This window comes from Sulfurihydrogenibium azorense Az-Fu1 (assembly GCF_000021545.1).
GTDB lineage: Bacteria > Aquificota > Aquificia > Aquificales > Hydrogenothermaceae > Sulfurihydrogenibium > Sulfurihydrogenibium azorense.
Map to the genome: position 1 here is coordinate 1245131 of NC_012438.1, position 19921 is coordinate 1265051.

The following is a 19921-nucleotide window of genomic DNA, read 5'->3' on the forward strand; positions in this document are numbered from 1 at the left end:
TTTGGAAAGAGCTTTAAGTGTATTTGAGAAAATAAATCAATATTCAGATGCAATAGTAGTTATTCTTATTTTAATAATTTTAGGTTCGTTAGTTTTACCTGTCCCACCTTTTTTACTTGACATACTTCTTACGTTTAGTATTACATTTTCTATGCTGATTTTAATGGCCGCTGTATATGTAGAAAGTCCTTTAAAATTTTCATCCTTCCCATCAATACTACTTATAGCCACCCTTTTTAGATTATCTTTAAACGTTGCATCTACAAGGAGAATACTTCTTCACGGACACGAAGGACCTGATGCGGCAGGACATGTTATACAGGCTTTTGGTCAGTTTGTTGTTGGAGGTAATTATGTAGTTGGTATTATTGTATTTTTGGTGTTAGTTATAATCAACTTTATTGTAATTACAAAAGGAACAGAGAGAATATCAGAAGTTGCTGCAAGGTTTACACTTGATGCTATGCCCGGAAAACAGATGAGTATAGATGCTGATTTAAACAGTGGTCTTATAGATGAGAAAGAAGCTCAAAGAAGAAGACAAGAAGTTCAAAGAGAAGCTGATTTTTACGGGGCTATGGATGGTGCTACTAAGTTTATAAGGGGAGATGCTGTAGCCGGAATAATTATCGTTTTTATAAACATAATAGGTGGAATCATAATAGGTATGGTTCAAAAGGGTATGGACTTTCAAACAGCTTTACAAAACTTCACAATACTGACAATAGGTGATGGGCTTGTATCCCAGATACCTGCCTTAATCACTTCAACAGCTGCCGGCCTTATGGTAACAAGAGCAGCCTCTGAGATGAACTTAGGAAGAGAGATATTTACACAGCTTACAAGCTATCCAAAAGCACTGTTTATGGCTGCCGGTGCAATATTTGTTATGGGTATTATTCCGGGAATGCCTACATTACCTTTCTTAATCTTGGCTTCTATAGTAGGTATTTCTGGTTATATGATGAGTTTGATACTTAAAGAAAAAGAAGCTAAAGAAAAAGAAGAGAAAGCAAAGGAAATGGTTAAGTCTTTAGAGGAAGAAAAACCGGAAGATTATGTTCAACCTCCAGAACCTCTAACATTAGAGATAGGATACGGACTTATATACCTTGTAGATGAAAATCAAGGAGGAGAGTTATTAAAAAGAATAAAAAATCTAAGAAAACAGTTAACAAAAGAACTTGGCCTTTTAATACCATTGGTTCATATAAAAGATAACCTCGAATTAAAACCAAATGAGTATAGACTACTGATAAAAGGTGTAGAAGTTGCAAAATACGAAGTTTACCCAGGAAAGTACCTAGCCATAGATACAGGAATGATAAGAGAAAAGGTTGAAGGTGTACCTACAAAAGACCCTGCCTTTGGTTTAAATGCTCTATGGATAGATGAAAATCTAAAAGATAAAGCGAGGATATCAGGCTATACAGTTGTAGACGTAAACACAGTTATAATAACACATCTTTCAGAAACAATTAAAAAGTACTCTTACGAAATACTCACAAGACAACAGGTAAAAGAACTTTTAGACATTGTATCTAAAAACTATCCTATGGTAAAAGATATCGTTCCAGACCAAGTACCTTTAAACGTTTTACACAAAGTTTTACAAAACCTATTAAAAGAAGGTATCCCTATAAAAGACATACCTACTATCGTAGAAGCACTGTCAGATAACATAAATAAAACAGCTGACCCAGACATTCTAACAGAATACGTAAGAATGGCTCTCAAACGAGTAATTACAAGTATGTATCAGAAAAATGGAGAAATCATTGCGTTAGTTTTAGGAAATAGAACAGAAAACTATATAAATAAGTTGCTTAATGAAAACAAAAACGGAAATCTACCTGTAAGTCCTGTTTTTGTACAAAAATTAATAACAACCATAAGCCAACACTTAGATAAGTTTATACTTAACTCAAGCCAGCACATACTTATAACTTCACCTATTGTCAGAAGACACATAAAACAGATGCTTGAAAATTATCTTCCAAATCTTGTTGTTTTATCTTACGGAGAGATAGAAAACAGTGTAAAATTAAATATAATAGGGATGGTGGATGTAGATGAAAATTAAAATATACGAGGGTTTTGATTTAGAAGAACTGTTAAATAAGGTAAGTCAAGAGTTAGGAGATAAATACAAGATACTGTATAGAGATACGGTAAAGGTAAAAACAAAAATACCTTTTATAAAAAAAACAAAACATATACTTATAGTTGAGCCTGAAGAAGAAAAAAAAGAATTTGAAGAATTGTTAGAAAAAGAGTTAGAACTTGAACAAGATGAGAAAGAGACGTATCAACCTACTTACAATCCACTTAGAAATTATCCATTAGTAGAGGAGAGCGTTGTAAAAGAACCGGAGACTAAAAAAGAAATAACAATAAACGATAATAAATTAGAAGAGATTACAAAAGAGTTTTCAGGTAAAGCTATAGATTTAATAAATATTTTAACACAAAAAGAAGTAAGCTTAGACATAGCTAAAGAGGTTGTAAAAGGAGGATGTGGTTTAGAGTTGTCTTCTAACAAACTTGATTTAAGACACTTTACTTTTAGAGAGTCTCTTATAGAAGGTTTAAATAGTAAAGTTGATTTTAAAGGGGATATATTTGAAAATTTAACAAGACAAAAAGTTTTAGTATTTTTAGGTCCAACAGGTGTTGGAAAAACGACAAATCTATTTAAAATAGCATCAAACTTGGTTTTAAATAAAAATAAAAAAGTAGCGGTGCTTTCTATAGATACATTTAAAGCTGGAGCTGCAGATCAGGCGAGGAGTTATTCTAATATTTTAGGAATACCATTTTATCTACTATCAGACCCTAAAAAAATAAGAGAAACTGTAGACGATTTAAACTTTGTAGATGTTATACTCGTAGATACTATTGGTAGAAGTCATTACGACCACTGGAAGTTAGGAGAGATGAAAGAAACTTTAAGGTTTTTAGATGAAGCTCAGTATATGATGGTTCTTAGTGCTAATATGAATACAAAAGAAAGTTTTAACATTATAAAAAAATACCAGAAATTTTTTAAGATAGATTACTTATTTTTTACAAAAATAGATGAAACTTCCTATCCTGGAGTGATACTCAACCTTACAGTTAAAACAGGAATACCTCTAACCTACATAAGTACGGGTCAAAACGTGCCAGAAGACATAAAAGTTTTAACACCAGAAAGACTTGTCTCTTTACTACTAAAGGAGACAGACTGATGGAACAGCAACTTCAACATTTGAAAGAGTTAGTAAAACAGAAGTTAGATAACAGTGATAATACTATAAAAAACTCAAAATTTATATGTGTAGCTTCTGGAAAAGGAGGAGTAGGAAAAACAAACTTTTCTATAAACTTTGCTTACATTTTGGCTAATAAATTTAATAAAAAAGTCCTTCTTATTGATGCAGATATAGGTCTTGGTAATATTCATGTTATTTTAAATATACCATTAATAAAGTCGTTAAAAGATTTCTTTGAAGGCAAGAAAGATATAGAAGAAAATATACTTAATGTAAAAAACTTTGACTTAATACCTGGCTTTTCAGGAATAGATAATGTATCAGATTTAGAAGAAGAGAAGATAATTATGTTGATTGATAAACTTGATAAAATTTCAAAACGGTACGATTACGTGATTATAGATACTGGAGCAGGTATAGGAAAAGATGTTATAAATTTTGTAATTCCATCAGATAAAACCTACGTTATAACAACTCCAGAACCTACAGCGCTTACAGATGCATACAGTTTTATAAAGTCTTTATACAAAATCTACAACTATAAAAACTTTAAAATAGTTATAAATATGGTGAAGAGAGAGGAAGAAGGGTACGAAGTATTTGAAAGATTAAAAGAATCTTGTAAAAAGTTTTTAGATTTAGATTTAGAGTTTTCGGGATTATTACCTATATCTGACAACTTAAAAAAATCAGTTTTAGAAAGAAAATTAATATGTGAAGAGTATCCAAAAGATATCTTTTCAGAAAAACTTACCCAAATAGCAGTAAAAGAAACGGGAGAAGAAGTTAAAATTAAAGAAGAAAAAAGCTTTTTTAAGAAATTTTTATCTATGATAAAAGGTAAATGAAACTAGACAAAGAGAAGAAAAGATTAGTAGAAGAAAACCTAAACCTTGTTAAAAAGGTTGCATCTAAGATTTACTATAGACTACCAGATTGTAGTATTGATTTTGATGATTTATTTCAAGTAGGAGTGATAGGACTTATTAAAGCTACAGAAAACTATCACCAAGATAAAGGAAAATTTTCAACTTACGCTTACATAAGAATTAGAGGAGAGATTTTAGATTTTTTAAGAAGTTTAGAGGTTTTTCCACATACAGAAAAAGATTATATAACAGTAGAAAAAGCAGAACCTGACGATAATTTACCTTACTCTAACACTGCTGTTATACTTAGCCTTGATAAAATTATTTCCATAGAAGATGACAGTATATCTTTAATAGATTCTATAGTATCAAACTCAAAGACACCAGAAGAAGAGTACGCTCTAAAAGAACAGATTGAGAAAATATCCCAAATAATAGAGCAGTACTTAGACGAAAATGAAAAAAAAGTTATAAACTACCTATTTTTTGAAGAAAAAGATCCGAAAGAGATACAAGAGATTATGGGAATAAGCCTTGGCAGAATATCTCAAATAAAAGCAAAAGCAGTGGAAAAAATTAGAGAAATTATGTATCATAATAATGAGAAAGTTGGAGGGAAACATGAACTCTATAAAAGAAAGCAGTATAAATAGCAGCTTAATAGAAACAAAAAGTATTAAAGGAAAGCAAAAACCAAAGACATCTATTTTTGATTTAATCCTATCTAAAGAGTTTATTTCAAAAGAATCTTTAAAATCAGAAAAGTCAGCTGTAGATGGCAAAAATTTAATAGACTTAGATAAAAAATTTAGAACCAAATCAGAAAAAAACGATAAAACTCTAGACAATACATCTTTACCGCAAATAGATTTTAACAGCTTTGAAGTAAGTAAGAATTTAGAACTCACTAAAAAAGCATTAATAAAAAATATATTGAAAATAGATAATGATAAAAAATCATTAACCTCTAACAATGTAAGTTTAAAAAACGAAATTAAAACTTTTCAAGAAAAAAATAAACCTCAAAAGATTTTATCCCAGCAAGAAGTTAAAGAACCAAAGCATAGTGAACTTTTAAACCAAGTAAAAGTTTCTGAAGAGCCTAAAACTAAAAAAACTTTACCGCAGCAAGCTCCTAAACTTACACTAAGCCAGTTAGAGAATCAATTAGATATAAAATCAAATAAATCACAAAAACAGACTACAGAACTTAACGAAAACTTGAAAATCCCTCAAAATACCTCTCTAAAAAGGGAAAATAATAAAGGAAAAAATATATCTGAAATTCAAAAAGATATAACTCAAACAGGACGAAAAGATACTTCTAATGATAAATTTTTAGATATAAAAACAGAATCTAAAAACCAAAATTTCAATAAACTTCAAAACCTTGAAAGAGAAGACCTTGTAAACAACTTAAATGTTAACTTTTCAATAGAAAACTTTAAAACTATAGAGAAACAGGATAGTAATAATAATTTTAATAACAAGATCATAGACCAAAACACAACTAAAAACAACAACTTTGATTCTATTAATGGCAACAACCTTACAGCTATCAACTACGACATTACTTCTGGATACAATAGCTCAAAATCATCAAGTGATAACCAAAATAATTTTACTCAAAATCAGTCCCATACTTTTCAACAAAACAGCTTCCAAAATTTCAACCTAACTTATCAAAACACAACTATCAACGCTATTATTACACAAACAACATTAAACCTTTTCATAAAAACTTCAGATATAGTATTTACACCACAGATGATAGATAGTATAAAAAACATTCTTGAAACAAACGGTTATAAAGATTTAAAACTTACTTTGAAAGATAGAGAAAAAGTTTACAAATTAAATAGTGTAGAAAAAAACACTCAACCCATAACCGAAAAAGGTATTAATATTGCAGTATGAAAAAACTTTTTTTTATAACATTTATCTTTCTTTTTATCATTTCAAACTCTTACGGTAAAAACAATAACGAAGATTATCAAATCTACCAAAAAGCTTTATCTTACTATAACTACGGTTCTTACTACTCTGCGTTAGAAGAGTTAGATAAAATAATCTACAAGAAAAATCTAAAATTTTATCCTGATGTTTTACTTTTAACAGCAAAAACTTATTTAAGTATAGGAATAAAGTCTGGGATAAAAAAATATCTATGGAACGCAGTTTACTATCTAAACTACTACGTAGGTTATAACGGCAAAAGAAATGAAGATTACTACTATACAAAAGGATTGGCATACGAGAGACTTGGATTTTATGAAAGAGCACTTACAAACTATAAAATAGCTTTACTATCAAAATCAGAAAGAAGTAATCTTACAAACAAAATAATTCTTGGAATTATGAGAACTTCCATCTTAATGGGAAGGGTTGATAACATAACAAAGTACATAGTGTACCTTGCACCGTTAGAAGCAAGGGAGGGACAGGAGCTCTCAATCGTTTTAGGGATGAAGTATTTTTACGAGGGTAATTACGATTTGGCATTTAACTATTTTTCACAGGTTTACCAAGATTTTGAAGAGTATCTCCTTTACAATCCCGAATTTTATTATTACATTGGAGAGACTGCGTATAGACTTAAAAAGTATGACTTTGCAAAAAGGATTTTTAGAAAAATTGTGAACAATGTGAAAAATGATGATGTTATAAGGAAAGCTTACTTAAGACTTGGAGATATAGCTGTAATACAAAACGATAAATATGAAGCATTTAACAACTATTACATAGTTATAAACAGATTTCCTGAGACAAATGAAAATACAGTAGCAAGACTCAAAATGTTAGCTCTTGGATTAAAGTATCCTGATTTAGAAAGTAGAATAAAAAAAGTAAAACAGCTTGAAGACCCTGTTAAGTTTATAGTCCAGACATTAGTGTCAAACAGGACAAACTACATAGGAAAGTACGCTATAGGAAACTTCGGTGTTTTAGTTTTGCAAAATCCTACAGATTTTTTAATTGATAAACTTTCTTATGAACTTTCTCTTCTGTATCCTGCTAACTTTACCTATGAACAAGCAGAGTACATAAGAGGTTTGTGGACTCCTTACTTGGAAAAATTAGATAATAAAGCACTTATAAAACTTTACAAAGCAAATCCCAAGTTTTTTAAAGATATTTTTGATGAAAATATTCTCAAAAAAATACTACAAAATCTAACAGATAATTACTATAGAAAAGATTTACTAAAACATCTAATCAAAAACTACGATAAAGATGAATATAAAATACAGCTTGCAAAGATATACTATGAAGAAAAACAGTACTCTAAGGCTTTAGAGATCCTTTCTGGTATAAAAGATAAAAACTGTGATTTTTACATTATCTCAGCGTTAATTAAAAAAGCTATGAATATGAATTACAAAGATGATATGGAAAATATGGAAAAAAGCTGTAAAGATTTAAAACTACCTTTTGAGATTGCTCTTGATTACTACTTGATGAAAAAGGATTTACCAAAAGCAGTATCTACTATTTTAGAGAATAAAAACAGATTAAAAGATGACGATAACACTAAGAATAAAATTTTAGACTTAATCTCAAAACTTTACGGTAGTAAAATGTATAAAGAACTTTCCCAGCTTCTAGATAACATTCCAGAGAACTTAATACCAAAAGAAAAACTTTGTGATGTATCTTCCTACTACCTAATTACAAAGGTTAAACTAAACTCAACTAACGTTAAAGACTTGTATTATAATACTGTTAAAAATTGTAATACAGAAATGGCTAAAGTCTCTCTTGAGCTTTACGAAACATTAAAAGTAATACAGGAGGTGAAGGGAAATGTTCGATAATTTAGATAAGATAAATAAGATGTCTTCATTTTACTTTGAAAGGTTTAAAGTTATTCAAGGAAACATTGCAAACGTCAATACACCGTTTTATAAACCTAAAGATTTAAAATTTGAAGAGGTTTTTAAGAACTTCATTCCTATGAAATTAACTAATCCAAAGCACATTAACCCAGCAGGTAGTGAAGATATTAAAATAACGAGTTTTGAAAACGGATACATAACAGGCTACGACCAAAATAAAGTTAATCTTGAAGAGGAGATGGCTAAACTTGCAGAGAGCTCCATAATGTATAAGACCCTTGTTGAAGTTATGAAAAAAGAAATGGTAAAATTAAAGTATGCAATATCAGGTAAGTAAGGAGGGATTAAAAGATGATTTTTAAGGGGCTTGAAGTATCAGTTTCAGGGATGCAAGCAGAAAGAGTAAGGATAGACTTATCTGCCAGCAACCTTGCTAATGTCAACTCAACAAGGGCAGAAGATGGGCAACCTTACAGGAGGAAAGTTCCCGTATTTGAAGCCGTATTAGATAGCCAGTCAAAAAATACGCCTATATACAAAGTAAGAGTAAAAGAGATTCAAACAGACCCTTCTCCTTTTAAATTAAAGTTTGATCCAAACAATCCTGACGCTGACCAAAACGGCTACGTAAGACTACCAAATGTAGACCCTATAAGAGAGATGGTAGATATGATGTCAGCAATGAGGAGTTATGAAGCAAACCTTACTGCTTTTAACACCCATAAAGATATGATTTTAAAAAGTCTTGAAATAATAAGAGTGTAAAGGAGTAAGCTATGAAGGTAGAAGGTTTAAATACTCTTCCATTAAAGATAGACCAAGAAACACAAATAAATAGTCAAGAAAAACAATCTTTTGCAGATATTTTAAAAAACTTTATCCAAGATGTAAACAACGACCTTCTAACGGCAAAGCAGGTTGGACAAGATTTAGCAGTAGGAAAGGTAGAAAATATTCAAGAAGCTATGTATCTAATTGAAAAAGCTGATATATCATTCAAACTGTTAACAGAAATAAGAAACAAAGCATTAGAAGCTTACCAAGAAATAATGAGAATGCAGGTGTAATCTTTGGCTGTAGATTTTAACCAGATAAAACAAAAAGTAGGAGAATTTTTAAAAGACAAGAAAAACCTCAAATACATAGTATCGGGTCTTATAGGACTTTTTTTAGTTGTTATTCTATCAATAGTACTGCTAAAATCTTTCCACAAAGAGGATTACGCAGTTTTATACTCCGGCTTATCTCCTGATGATGCAGGAAACGTACTTACAGCTTTATCACAAGAAAACATACCTTATAAGCTTGAAGGGAATGGAACAATTATAATGGTTCCAAAAGATAAGGTTTACGATGCAAGGTTAAAACTTGCTGCAAAAGGACTTCCTTCTGGGAAAGTTGTTGGATTTGAGATATTTGAAGAACCAAAGCTTGGAACTACTCAATTCCAAGAAAACGTTAACTATATAAGAGCTGTAGAAGGAGAGCTTACAAGAACTATAAAACAGCTTGATGCCGTAATGGATGCAAAAGTAAACATCTCAATGCCAAAAGACTCTCTCTTTGTAAGGGAAGATGAAGAGGCAAAAGCATCAGTAATAATAAAACTCTGGCCTGACAAAGACTTAACAAAAGAACAGATAAAGGCTATCGTATTTTTAGTTTCCCATGCAGTACCAAAATTAAAGCCAGAAAATGTAACTGTTGTAGATAACAGAGGAAGGGTTTTATCAGACCTAATAGACGAAAATGTTTCAGAAGCTTCAGGAGATAAAACGGTAGAGTTAAAAAGAAAACTTGAAAAACAGTTAGAAAAAGATATTCAATCAATGCTTGCGAAGGTAGTAGGACCAGAGAGGGTTGTTGTTAAAGCAAGTGTAGAACTTGAAACAGGAAAAGTAAATCAAAAAGATGAAATATACGACCCTGACAAAGTAGCAGTAGTCAGCGAAAGGAAGATAAAAGAATCAGAAACAGAAGAAGCAAACACTATTAACGCACCACCGGGAACTCCTACAAACGTTCCACCAGTAATGAACACACCTATTTTTGGTGGAGGTGGTAAGAAAAAAGAAAAAAGTGATATAACAACAAACTACGATGTTTCTAAATCTATGATAGAAACTCAAAAACCTTTGTTTGTTATAAAGAAAGTAAGTGTAGGTGTTATGATAGATGGCAAGTATAAAGAAGTTAAAGACAAAGATGGAAACGTAAAGTTAGAGTTTGAACCAAGGTCTCCACAAGAACTCCAATCTTACGAAAATCTTATAAAAAGTGCGATAGGTTTTGATCCAAACAGAGGAGACCAAGTTACTGTAATAAGCGTACCTTTTGAATCATTAGAAACACAAAAACAAGAAGTAAAGCAAGCAAATATAATCCAGTATATAATTGCAGGTTTATTAGGGTTAGTATTACTCGGATTAGTAGTATTCTTATTACTTAAGACGAAAAAGAAAAAACAAGAGACTATCATCGCACCTTTACCTTCTGGAGAAGTTCCTTCAAGTTTAGCTACCCAGCTATCTAAAATATACGAAGAAGAAAAAGAACTACAACCAGAGTTTGAAAAAATACCTGAGTATATAAAACTATTAGAAATAGCGGAAGAAAACCCTGTACTTATTGCTAATCTCATATCAAAATGGTTAAAAGAAGAAGGTAAAAAGTAATGTTAGACCTGATAGATTTTAGTAATATAAATAAAAGCAATAATTTAGAAGATGATGAAAAATATCAAAAACTCTTGGTAGAAAACTCTATTTTAAAACAGAAAATTCAAGAACTTGAAAAAAAGTTAGAAGAAGTTAGACAGGTTTCCCTAATAGAAGGTTACGAAAGAGCAAAAGAAGAGATGTTAAAAGAGTTAGAACTTGAAAAGCAAAACTATTACAATCAATTAAAGCAAGAGTTTGAAAAACAAATAGCTCAAAAGTTAGAAACTTACAAAAAAACTTTTGAAGATCTAAATTATAAACTAAATCAAAGCTTGAAAGAGATTTTAGACAAAATAAACATAATCATATCTGACTCTATAGAAGAAATTTTAGATTTTCTATCTTTAAATTATCACAATCCTCAAACAATTAAAGATAACATTCTATCTATAATAGAAACCTTAAAGTCTAACAACCTTGTTAAGATAAAAGTTGGAACGAAAGAATTACAGGAACTCTTAAAAAAAGCTTTACCAGATGTAGAAGTAATACTTGAGGAAAGTTTAAACCCAAACGATTTTAAAGTGGAGTTAGACATTGTAAAAATGGAAAATAATGTTAAAGAAAAAATAGAACTGGTAAAAGATGAGATTAAAAGAGAGATTAAAAAGCTATCCGAAGTATAAGATAATAGGGAAAGTAAAGAAAATTAAAGGGAACACAATAGAAGCTGTTATGCCTGAAGTTAGTATAGGAGATGTCTGTTTTATAAACGGTAAAATAGAGTCTCAAGTGGTAGGTTTTAACGATAACTACACAATACTGATGACTTACGAAGATGTTGAGGGAGTAAAAGTAGACAGTCCTGTTGTTTTAAGTTATACAAAAGGAAATGTTTTAGTGGGAGATGATCTTTTAGGGTCTATTTTAGACCCTTTCGGAAAACCACTCAATAGAGAAAATATAAATTACTCAAATAGTTATTATTTAAAGTTAGAGTCTATAAATCCCCTTGAAAGAGAAAGGATAAAAGAAGTTTTAGACGTTGGTGTAAAAGTAATAAATGCCCTGATTACAATAGGAAAAGGGCAGAGAGTAGGAATACTTGCTCCGGCTGGAGTAGGAAAAAGTACTCTTCTTGGAATGATTGCAAGATACACAGACGCGGATGTAAACGTTATTGCTCTAATAGGTGAAAGAGGAAGGGAAGTAAAGGAGTTTATAGAAGATAACTTGGGAGAAGAAGGTTTAAAAAAATCAGTGGTTGTCGTTGCAACATCCGATATGTCACCACTGGCTAAAATAAGAGCTGTTTTGACTTCTTTAACTATTGCAAAGTATTTCTCAGACAAAGGTAAAAACGTTCTTTACCTTCTTGACTCATTAACAAGAGTTGCTATGGCTCAAAGGGAGATAGGTCTTTCTGCTGGAGAACCACCAACTACAAAAGGCTACACACCATCAGTCTTTACTCTTATGCCTAAAATAATAGAACAAGCCGGAAACTTTAAAGGCAAGGGAAGTATAACAGGAATATACACAGTCTTGATAGAAGGAGAAGAAATATCTACAGACCCAGTGGCAGACGCAGCTGTATCATTCTTAGATGGTCATATATTCCTATCAAGACAGATAGCCAATAAAAGAATCTATCCAGCTGTTGATATATTGAAAAGTATTAGTAGACTAATGCCCCAACTGGTAAATGACGAAATAATGAATTATCAAAGGATTATTATAAATTTAGAGAGTAAATACAGAGATATGGAAGATATGATAAACCTTGGACTTTATAAAGAAGGTTCTTCAAAAGAGATAGATATTGCAATAAAGATGCATCCGATAATAGAAGATTTTATTAGACAAAGTATAAATGAAAAATTTGACTTTAACTCTTCTGTTGAAAATTTAAAAAAAGTGATAGAATATTATCTAAAGATGGGAGGTGAGATAAGATGATAGATACCTCTTTCATAAAGTTCCCCGATACAGTAAATACAGGTAAACCTAAAGTCGTAGATGCAAACTATGATAACTCTAAGATATCAAACTCAGACTTCTTAAAAATTCTTCTAACAGACCTTCAATGGCAAGATCCATTAAACGCTAAAGATATATCAGACTTTCTTGATAATACAGTAAAACTAAGACAGATGGAGTCCTTAGATAGTTTTCAAAAGTTAGCAGATGCGCTGTCTAAATTTACAAACAGTATTCTTACAGCATCTTCTTTAATAGGTAAAAAAGTAAAGTACGAAGGAAATCAGACTTACTTAGAAAATGGTAAGTCCCAGATAGAGTTTAAGTTAGAAGCTCCAGCTTCTTTAGTGAAAGTCTCTATAATAGACCAAAATGGTAATGTAGTGGAAGAAAATACATTTAAAGATTTAAAAGGTAATACTATATATCCTTATGAGATAAATAACACAAATCTACAAAACGGTTATTACAGAGTTTCTATATCAGCTGTAGACTCTCAAGGTAAAGACGTATCATACACTTTATACTCAACAGGGATAGTTAACAGTGTTTACAAAGACGAAAACGGTTCAATATCTGCTAAGATAGCAAATGATCCAGTTTCTATGGATAAAATTTTAGAAATAAGTATGTAAGGGGGTAGTAGCCATGCTTCAATCATTTTACACAGCTGTAAGTGGATTAAACGGTAATCAAAAATGGATAGACGTAATATCTGATAACATTGCAAACGTTAACACAATTGGTTTTAAATCAGAGAGAGTTACTTTTGAAGATTTAGTAGCAAAAAGTTTAACAACCTTTGCAAATAACACACCTAAAAATATGGAGATAGGTGGTGGGTCGTTTATAGCGTTAACAACTAAAGATTTTTCACAGGGGTCATTCCAAAATACAGTTAATCCGTTGGATTTGGCGTTAGATGGAGAAGGATTCTTTATGGTAAAAGATAATCAAGGGACTGTTTACTATACAAGAGCTGGACAGTTTAGATTAGACGCTAATGGTGATATTGTAAACGTAGATGGTATGAAACTTCAAGGGTGGAAGTTAGATACTGCTGGAAATATATCCGCTGCTTTAGACAAAATAAACATTCCATACTCTATACTACCATCTATAACCACAAAAATAAATCTTGTAGAACCTACAAACTTAGATTCAAGGGTAAATACAATCTCTGGAACCATAGACCCAACTAACCCTGCAACATTCAACTATGCAAACTCTATGACTATATACGACTCTTTAGGAAATCCTCATACTTTAACATTTTACTTCCAAAAAAGTTCTCCAAACACTTGGAATGTTGCAGCTTACGTAGATAATAATACGACTACACCAGTTGGAAGTGGGACTTTACAGTTTGATTCTACAGGAAAATTAATATCTGGTTCTCCAATCACTTTAAGTATACCTTTAACAAACGGAGCTACAACCCCACAAACTGTTACGGTGGATCTTACTCAAGTTAAACAGGTTGCCTCTGACTTTATCTTTTATGCAAATCAAGACGGATTTGCAAAAGGAGATTTAATAGGGGTATCTGTATCAGAAGACGGTGTAGTTAGGGGAATGTACTCTAACGGTAAAGTGGAGCTCATTGCAAGACTTGCAGTTGCAACCTTTAAAGATAAAGAGATGTTAGTAAGAAAGGGCAATAATTTATATCTACCTAACACTCAATCCTTTACGCCTATTATCACACCAGGGGGGATATTAAGTAAGGTTAGAAGTGGATTTTTAGAACTCTCTAACGTAGATATCTCTAAAGAATTTATAAATCTTATAACTGCACAGAGAGCTTACCAGGCAAATGCAAGAGTAATCACTACAGACGATCAAATTCTACAAGAGGCAATGAACATTAAAAGATAATAAGAGGTAAGTTAATGGCGGAAGAAAAAGAACAGCAAGAACTGCAACAAGAAGAAGGAAAAGGTGGCAAGAAAAAGCTAATAATCATACTTATACCGGTTTTACTACTTATACTTGGAGGCGGTGGCTTTGCCGCCTACAAATTCCTATTTGCTTCAAAAAATGAAGAAAAACCAGCAGAAAAAGTAACAAAAGAAGTAAAAAACGTTGAAGAGCATGGAGTTGAACTGGAAGTAGGTACATTTATCGCAAACTTAGCTGATAAAGATGCTGATAGATACATAAAAGTAACTATAGTGATGGAAGTTCAAGATGAGAAAGTAAAAGAAGAAGCAACAAAAAGAATGCCTCAAATAAAAGACTCAATAAACACTCTATTATTTACAAAAACGTCAGAAGATTTAAAATCTCCAGAAGGTATAGAAAGACTTAAAGAAGAAATCATAAGAAGAGTGAATGCCATCTTACCAACAGGTGGTGTTAAAGATGTTTACTTTACAGAATTTATAATACAAACTAGTTAAACGATGATAACGATAGAAGATTTAAAACTTTTAAAAGATGTAGAAGTAGAAGTAAGGGTAGAGCTTTCAACTATTGTTAGAAATTTTGAATTTTTACTAAACATAAAAGAAGGAGATATAATCCCCCTTGAAAAAAGTTTAGAAGATTTTCTTATAATGCACGTAGGGAATATTCCCTTTGCCATCGGAGAGATGACTAACATAAATGAAAAGTACGGAATAAGAATAGTAGATTTAATAAAAGAAGATGTTTGAACTTACTGTCATTGTTAAAGTAATTTTTTCGTTGATTATTGTTATTCTCACTATGTACGGTTTATTGTTTATTGTGAAAAAATACTCTCCCATTGGGTCAGGATTTTCCACTGAAAATGATATAAAGATAAGAGATTTAAAGTTTATTGGAAAGGAGAAAGGTCTTTTTACGGTAGAGTTTAACAAAAAAGTAATTCTATTTTCTTTTAGTCCTACAAATATTGAAAAAATTGACGAAATGGAGTTAGAAAAAAAAGAAAATGGGTAAAGCTTTATTTATTTTACTTTCTTTATTTGTATTCTTTGATTTTAGCCAAGCTGATTTACTCACAGAGACTTTGCAAAATTTTAATAGGTTAGATACTTCTTTAAAAATTCTCCTTCTTATAACAGTACTTAGTATAGCTCCTGCTATTCTTATAAGTATGACATCCTTTGTGAGGATAGTTATAGTCCTATCTTTACTAAGGCACGCCCTTGGTATTCCTACAGCTCCTCCAAATCAAGTTATTGTAGGTCTTGCATTATTTTTAACTTTTTTTATAATGAAACCTGTTTTTGATAAGATAAACGAAGTAAGCCTTACACCTTACCTTAAAAAACAAATTTCAGATGTTCAAGCTATAGAAAATGCAAAACAACCTCTAAAAGAGTTTATGCTAAAAAATACAAGGAAAGAAGATTTAAAACTTTTTATAGATATATCAAAAGAAAAACCACAAAAACTGGAAGATGTAAGTATGACTACACTTATTCCTGCATTTATGATAAGTGAGATAAAAACAGCTTTTGAGATAGTTTTTATCATATACTTGCCGTTTATAGTTATAGACTTTGTAGTTGCAAGTATCCTTATGTCTATGGGTATGATGATGGTGCCACCAATGTTTATCTCACTTCCTTTTAAGCTTATGCTTTTTGTTCTTGCTGATGGTTGGGAACTGTTAACAAAGGCTTTAATACAAAGTTATAAATTTTAAAGGATTGATATGAGTGTAGACTTAGCAGTAAACTTAGTAACGGAGATGTTTAAGATTGCTTTACTTGTAAGTACACCTGTAATTCTTCTTATATTTATAGTAGGATTGATAATCAGTATATTTGAGGCTGCTACACAGATAAACGAGATGACTATTACATTTGTTCCAAAAATTGTTGCAGCTGTGATAGGACTTATAATTTTTGGTTCTTGGATGACTACAGAACTTGTAGATTATACCCGTCAGATGTTAGAAACAATAATCCAGATAATAAAATAGATGGTTTTAATAACTCCTGATCAGGCTATTGCGCTTGCACTTGTATTTTCAAGAATAATAGCTTTCTTTTCTACTTTTCCATTAATATCCTCAACTGTAATTCCCCACAACGTTAAAGTTTTACTGGTTGTATCTTTTGCATTTTTTACTATGCTTAACTTTGATATCCAAGTTAAAGTAAATCAGATAGAGCTTATTACCTTTTTAATTTTAATTGTTAAAGAAATTTTTATCGGTTTGTCTTTAGGACTTATAGTTAACATACTGATTTCTGCATTTTCCTATGCAGGAGAAATAGTTGGTTTTTTAATGGGTTTAACTGTTATGAATATGTATAACCCTGCTTTTGGTCAGACTTCCGTTTTATCAGGATTTTTTGTTTTTTTATTTTATCTATTATTTTTCGTCTCTGGATCTTACCAGATACTTATAGGATCTTTATTTAAAAGTTTCGAGATTTTACCACTAACAGAAGCTTCCATAAATCAAGGCATATTTCCCTACTTAATAGAAAAGTCTGGAGATATTTTTTTACTGTCATTTCAAATGGCTTTTCCTTTTATACTCGTTTTACTTGTTTTTAACGTAGTGTTAGCACTTATAAACAGGCTCATCCCCCAGATAAACGTATTCTTTATAGGTCTTCCTGCTCAGATATGGATAGGGTTTATAGTCCTTATGTTTTCAAGCATTTTACTTGTTAAAGTAGGACTTAATTTTATTGATAAAATGGTAGAATATTATCTAACGGGATTAAAAATACTGAGCAGGTAATCTATGGCAAAAGATCCTCGTAAAACAGAAAAAGCAACTCCTAAACGAAGACAGAAAGCCAGAGAAGAAGGACAGGTTTTAAAAAGTACAGACGTTGCAGTTGCTTTATCGTTATTTGTAGTTTTTTTAGTGATGATATTTTATATACCTTTTTTATACAAGTATCTTCTTGGTTATTTTAAGTACACCTTTTCAAACCCCTTTTATTTAATTCCAGAAGAAAGCGGTAAAAATTTTATATGGTTTACTTTTAAAGTCTTAGCTATTTTAATACTACCCTTTGTTTCTATACTTTTTATCGTAGGAATAGTAGCTAACGTAGCACAGTTTGGATTTTTATTTACATTAAAACCGCTAACCCCTAAACTCAGCAAAATAAACCCTATATCAGGATTACAAAGACTTTTTTCTCTTTCTACTTTATTTGAACTTGTAAAGAGTATCTTAAAGCTATCTTTAGCATTGTTTGTTTCATACTTTCTTGTTAGTTATTTACTTGATGGTTTTTTGGTCTATATGACTGCAAATATAAACTCTCAAATCTACATCCTTGCAAAAACAATAATTATACTAATAATGGCATTTACCTTTTTATCCATACCAATAGCCATAGCTGACTTTTTCTACCGTAGATACGAATACGAAGAGAATCTAAAGATGACAAAAGATGAAGTAAAAGAAGAAAGAAAGTCTTACGAAGGAAACCCTATTGTTAAAAAAGAAATAAGGAAAAGAATGAGACAACTGGCATTAAAGAGAATGATTGCAGAAGTCCCAAAAGCTGATGTTGTAATAACAAACCCAGACCACTACGCCGTAGCTTTAAAGTATGAAAAAGGAAAAATGAAAGCACCACAAGTAATTGCCAAAGGACAAGATTTAATAGCTTTAAAGATAAAAGAGGTTGCTAAAGAGCATAATGTAAAAATCGTAGAAGACCCACCTTTAGCCAGATCTTTATACTCTTCATGTGAAGTAGGAGATTACATACCAGAAGATTTTTACGAAGCTGTTGCAAAAATTCTTGCAGTTATTTACAAGCAAAAAGCTAAAATGATATAATTATAACAACTTAAGTTGGAGGGTAAAATGGTTTTTCTAAGGACTATTTTTATAGTGGCTTTATTTATAATAAGCTTTTCAAAAGCACAAGTGTTAGTAAAACCGGGTGAGATAACTTATTTAGAAGTAAAGTATAGTGATACCATAATTGCTGGAGAGCCTCAAAATATAGAGTTTAAAGCTACAGATGCATTTGGAAACTCCTCTAACAACTTAGGTTTATCAGACAAAATAAAAGTGGTATCAAACGGCTTAATTCTTGATAAGCTGGAGATATATCCAACAGAGATAAAAAACGGTGTATTTACATTAAAAGTAAATGGTAGAAAAGTAGGAGACTACTCTATCCAATTCTTGTTAAACGAAAAACCTATTATAATAAAAGTACAACCTACAAATGCTTTAACTCCAACTTTAAGATTTAAAGTGATAAACAATAGAGCGGATTTTGTTATTATAACTTCCCCTGACACGTTTTTACCAGGATATCCTTACACAGTAAAAGCCTCTTTCTACGATAAAGAAGGTAATCCTATAATAACAAAATACCATCTAAATCAATCATTTGTTATAACTGCCAATGGGAATTCAAAAGAGGTTAACATTAACGATTTTATAGGCGAAACTTACGAATACCAAATAATACCTTACTTAACAAAAGAGTTTAGTATAGAAGTTATAGATAAATCTACAAACAAAAAAGTAGCTTCTAAAGTTGTACAACCAGAAAAACAAGAGATAGGTAAGATTGATATAGAGATGCCTTTAGATATAGAAGTAGGAAAACCTTTCAAAATAAAATTAAAAGCCTATGACACAAAAGGAAAACTGATAAAGGTCTACGATAAAATAGGAAGAGATGTGATACTTAAAACTTCTGGAAGTGGAGATTTAATACCTAACAAAGTCCCAAAAGAAGCTTTTTCTGATGGGGTTGCTGAAGTAGATGTTATATACACAAAAAGTGAAACTATATCTATATACCCTGAGATAGAAGGGTCGTCAAAACCAGTTGAAGCTGAAAAACCTCAAAAGGAAATAAAACAAGAAAAAAAGCAGGAAGTTAAAGAAACTCCAAAAAGTAAAGAGAAAACATCTATAAAATTAAAATTCCCATCAGAAGTAGGTACTATAGGTAGATTAGTAGAGTTATCTACAACTGAAAAGGGAGTTTCATTAAAAGTAATCTTTTCAAAGAGAGACTTAGACTATGAGATTAAAAAATATGAAAAAGAGATAACTATTAATAACAAAACTGTAGGTAAAATAGTATTCTTTGAAGAACCTGACCATAATGTAAAAATAGATGTATTAGTAGACACTAAACAGTACAATGTAAAGTATCAGCTTTTACCTAAAAACTCTGTAGAGGTTGAAATTGAAGAAAAGTAAGCTTTTAACAGGTCTTTTAGCTATTTCTGTTTTATTTTTTACTTCATATGGAAAAGAAAAGAAAGTCAAAAAACAGGAAATTGTTGTTCCGGTTGAAAAGAAAATAAATGAAAAAGAGTTTTCTAAAGTAAATCTGAAGAAAAAACAAAAGAAGGAAGTAGAAGTAGAAGTTAAGTAA

23 protein-coding genes are annotated in these 19921 nt (G+C 31.0%); all 23 read left to right on the top strand.

Annotation, left to right across the window (positions count from 1 at the left end):
• Position 1: 1 nt before the first annotated feature.
• Genes flhA through SULAZ_RS06640 form a run of 23 tightly spaced genes read left to right on the top strand, consistent with a single transcriptional unit; the run spans position 2 to position 19921 of the window.
• Positions 2–2083 (top strand): flagellar biosynthesis protein FlhA, encoded by a 2082-nt coding sequence (gene flhA / locus SULAZ_RS06530; protein WP_012673713.1) that lies wholly within the window; start codon positions 2–4, stop codon positions 2081–2083.
• Entirely contained in the window at positions 2073–3230 is a 1158-nt protein-coding gene (flhF, locus tag SULAZ_RS06535; protein WP_012674660.1) for a flagellar biosynthesis GTPase FlhF, read from the top strand. Before flhA ends, flhF begins: the two co-directional genes overlap by 11 nt.
• Complete coding sequence (locus SULAZ_RS06540; protein ID WP_012674773.1) at positions 3230–4102, top strand: MinD/ParA family protein; 873 nt, start codon at positions 3230–3232, stop codon at positions 4100–4102. The genes flhF and SULAZ_RS06540 overlap by 1 nt, the downstream gene beginning before the upstream one ends.
• Positions 4099–4776 carry a sigma-70 family RNA polymerase sigma factor gene (locus SULAZ_RS06545; protein ID WP_012673989.1) on the top strand — a complete coding sequence of 226 codons (678 nt, stop codon included), beginning with the start codon at positions 4099–4101 and terminating at the stop codon, positions 4774–4776. The genes SULAZ_RS06540 and SULAZ_RS06545 overlap by 4 nt, the downstream gene beginning before the upstream one ends.
• Positions 4745–6040 carry a hypothetical protein gene (locus tag SULAZ_RS06550; RefSeq protein ID WP_012674610.1) on the top strand — a complete coding sequence of 432 codons (1296 nt, stop codon included), beginning with the start codon at positions 4745–4747 and terminating at the stop codon, positions 6038–6040. The genes SULAZ_RS06545 and SULAZ_RS06550 overlap by 32 nt, the downstream gene beginning before the upstream one ends.
• Positions 6037–7938, top strand: a complete 1902-nt coding sequence (locus SULAZ_RS06555) for a tetratricopeptide repeat protein (protein WP_012673780.1) — start codon at positions 6037–6039, stop codon at positions 7936–7938. Before SULAZ_RS06550 ends, SULAZ_RS06555 begins: the two co-directional genes overlap by 4 nt.
• A complete protein-coding gene (gene flgB, locus SULAZ_RS06560) occupies positions 7928–8296 on the top strand; it encodes a flagellar basal body rod protein FlgB (RefSeq protein ID WP_012674293.1) in 369 nt (122 codons plus the stop codon). Before SULAZ_RS06555 ends, flgB begins: the two co-directional genes overlap by 11 nt.
• 14 nt (positions 8297–8310) lie before the next feature.
• A complete protein-coding gene (gene flgC, locus SULAZ_RS06565; RefSeq protein WP_012673558.1) occupies positions 8311–8724 on the top strand; it encodes a flagellar basal body rod protein FlgC in 414 nt (137 codons plus the stop codon).
• Between the two features lie 11 nt (positions 8725–8735).
• Positions 8736–9026, top strand: coding sequence for a flagellar hook-basal body complex protein FliE (gene fliE, locus SULAZ_RS06570; protein ID WP_012674715.1), 291 nt, complete (start codon positions 8736–8738; stop codon positions 9024–9026).
• A gap of 3 nt (positions 9027–9029) precedes the next feature.
• Positions 9030–10634, top strand: coding sequence for a flagellar basal-body MS-ring/collar protein FliF (gene fliF, locus SULAZ_RS06575; protein ID WP_012673804.1), 1605 nt, complete (start codon positions 9030–9032; stop codon positions 10632–10634).
• Complete coding sequence (locus SULAZ_RS06580) at positions 10634–11305, top strand: hypothetical protein (RefSeq protein WP_012674344.1); 672 nt, start codon at positions 10634–10636, stop codon at positions 11303–11305. The genes fliF and SULAZ_RS06580 overlap by 1 nt, the downstream gene beginning before the upstream one ends.
• A complete protein-coding gene (locus tag SULAZ_RS06585) occupies positions 11265–12578 on the top strand; it encodes a FliI/YscN family ATPase (RefSeq protein WP_012673612.1) in 1314 nt (437 codons plus the stop codon). Before SULAZ_RS06580 ends, SULAZ_RS06585 begins: the two co-directional genes overlap by 41 nt.
• Positions 12575–13234, top strand: a complete 660-nt coding sequence (locus SULAZ_RS06590) for a flagellar hook assembly protein FlgD (protein ID WP_012674490.1) — start codon at positions 12575–12577, stop codon at positions 13232–13234. Before SULAZ_RS06585 ends, SULAZ_RS06590 begins: the two co-directional genes overlap by 4 nt.
• A 13-nt stretch (positions 13235–13247) precedes the next feature.
• The gene (locus tag SULAZ_RS06595; protein ID WP_012673547.1) at positions 13248–14477 is read left to right on the top strand and encodes a flagellar hook protein FlgE; all 1230 of its coding nucleotides are present in this window, start codon (positions 13248–13250) and stop codon (positions 14475–14477) included.
• Between the two features lie 14 nt (positions 14478–14491).
• Complete coding sequence (locus tag SULAZ_RS06600; RefSeq protein WP_012675041.1) at positions 14492–15001, top strand: flagellar basal body-associated FliL family protein; 510 nt, start codon at positions 14492–14494, stop codon at positions 14999–15001.
• 3 nt (positions 15002–15004) lie between these two features.
• Positions 15005–15256 carry a FliM/FliN family flagellar motor switch protein gene (locus SULAZ_RS06605; protein ID WP_012674169.1) on the top strand — a complete coding sequence of 84 codons (252 nt, stop codon included), beginning with the start codon at positions 15005–15007 and terminating at the stop codon, positions 15254–15256.
• A gap of 52 nt (positions 15257–15308) precedes the next feature.
• A complete protein-coding gene (locus tag SULAZ_RS06610) occupies positions 15309–15524 on the top strand; it encodes a flagellar biosynthetic protein FliO (RefSeq protein ID WP_012673639.1) in 216 nt (71 codons plus the stop codon).
• Entirely contained in the window at positions 15517–16236 is a 720-nt protein-coding gene (gene fliP / locus SULAZ_RS06615) for a flagellar type III secretion system pore protein FliP (RefSeq protein ID WP_012674659.1), read from the top strand. The genes SULAZ_RS06610 and fliP overlap by 8 nt, the downstream gene beginning before the upstream one ends.
• A 9-nt stretch (positions 16237–16245) precedes the next feature.
• The gene (fliQ, locus tag SULAZ_RS06620; RefSeq protein WP_012673473.1) at positions 16246–16515 is read left to right on the top strand and encodes a flagellar biosynthesis protein FliQ; all 270 of its coding nucleotides are present in this window, start codon (positions 16246–16248) and stop codon (positions 16513–16515) included.
• The gene (fliR, locus tag SULAZ_RS06625; protein ID WP_012674436.1) at positions 16516–17289 is read left to right on the top strand and encodes a flagellar biosynthetic protein FliR; all 774 of its coding nucleotides are present in this window, start codon (positions 16516–16518) and stop codon (positions 17287–17289) included.
• Between the two features lie 3 nt (positions 17290–17292).
• On the top strand, positions 17293–18351 hold the full coding sequence (gene flhB, locus SULAZ_RS06630; protein WP_012674627.1) for a flagellar biosynthesis protein FlhB: 1059 nt from the start codon (positions 17293–17295) through the stop codon (positions 18349–18351).
• Between the two features lie 27 nt (positions 18352–18378).
• Positions 18379–19743 (top strand): hypothetical protein, encoded by a 1365-nt coding sequence (locus tag SULAZ_RS06635; protein ID WP_012673454.1) that lies wholly within the window; start codon positions 18379–18381, stop codon positions 19741–19743.
• Positions 19730–19921: a hypothetical protein gene (locus tag SULAZ_RS06640; RefSeq protein WP_012673814.1), complete on the top strand. Its 192-nt coding sequence runs from the start codon at positions 19730–19732 to the stop codon at positions 19919–19921. The genes SULAZ_RS06635 and SULAZ_RS06640 overlap by 14 nt, the downstream gene beginning before the upstream one ends.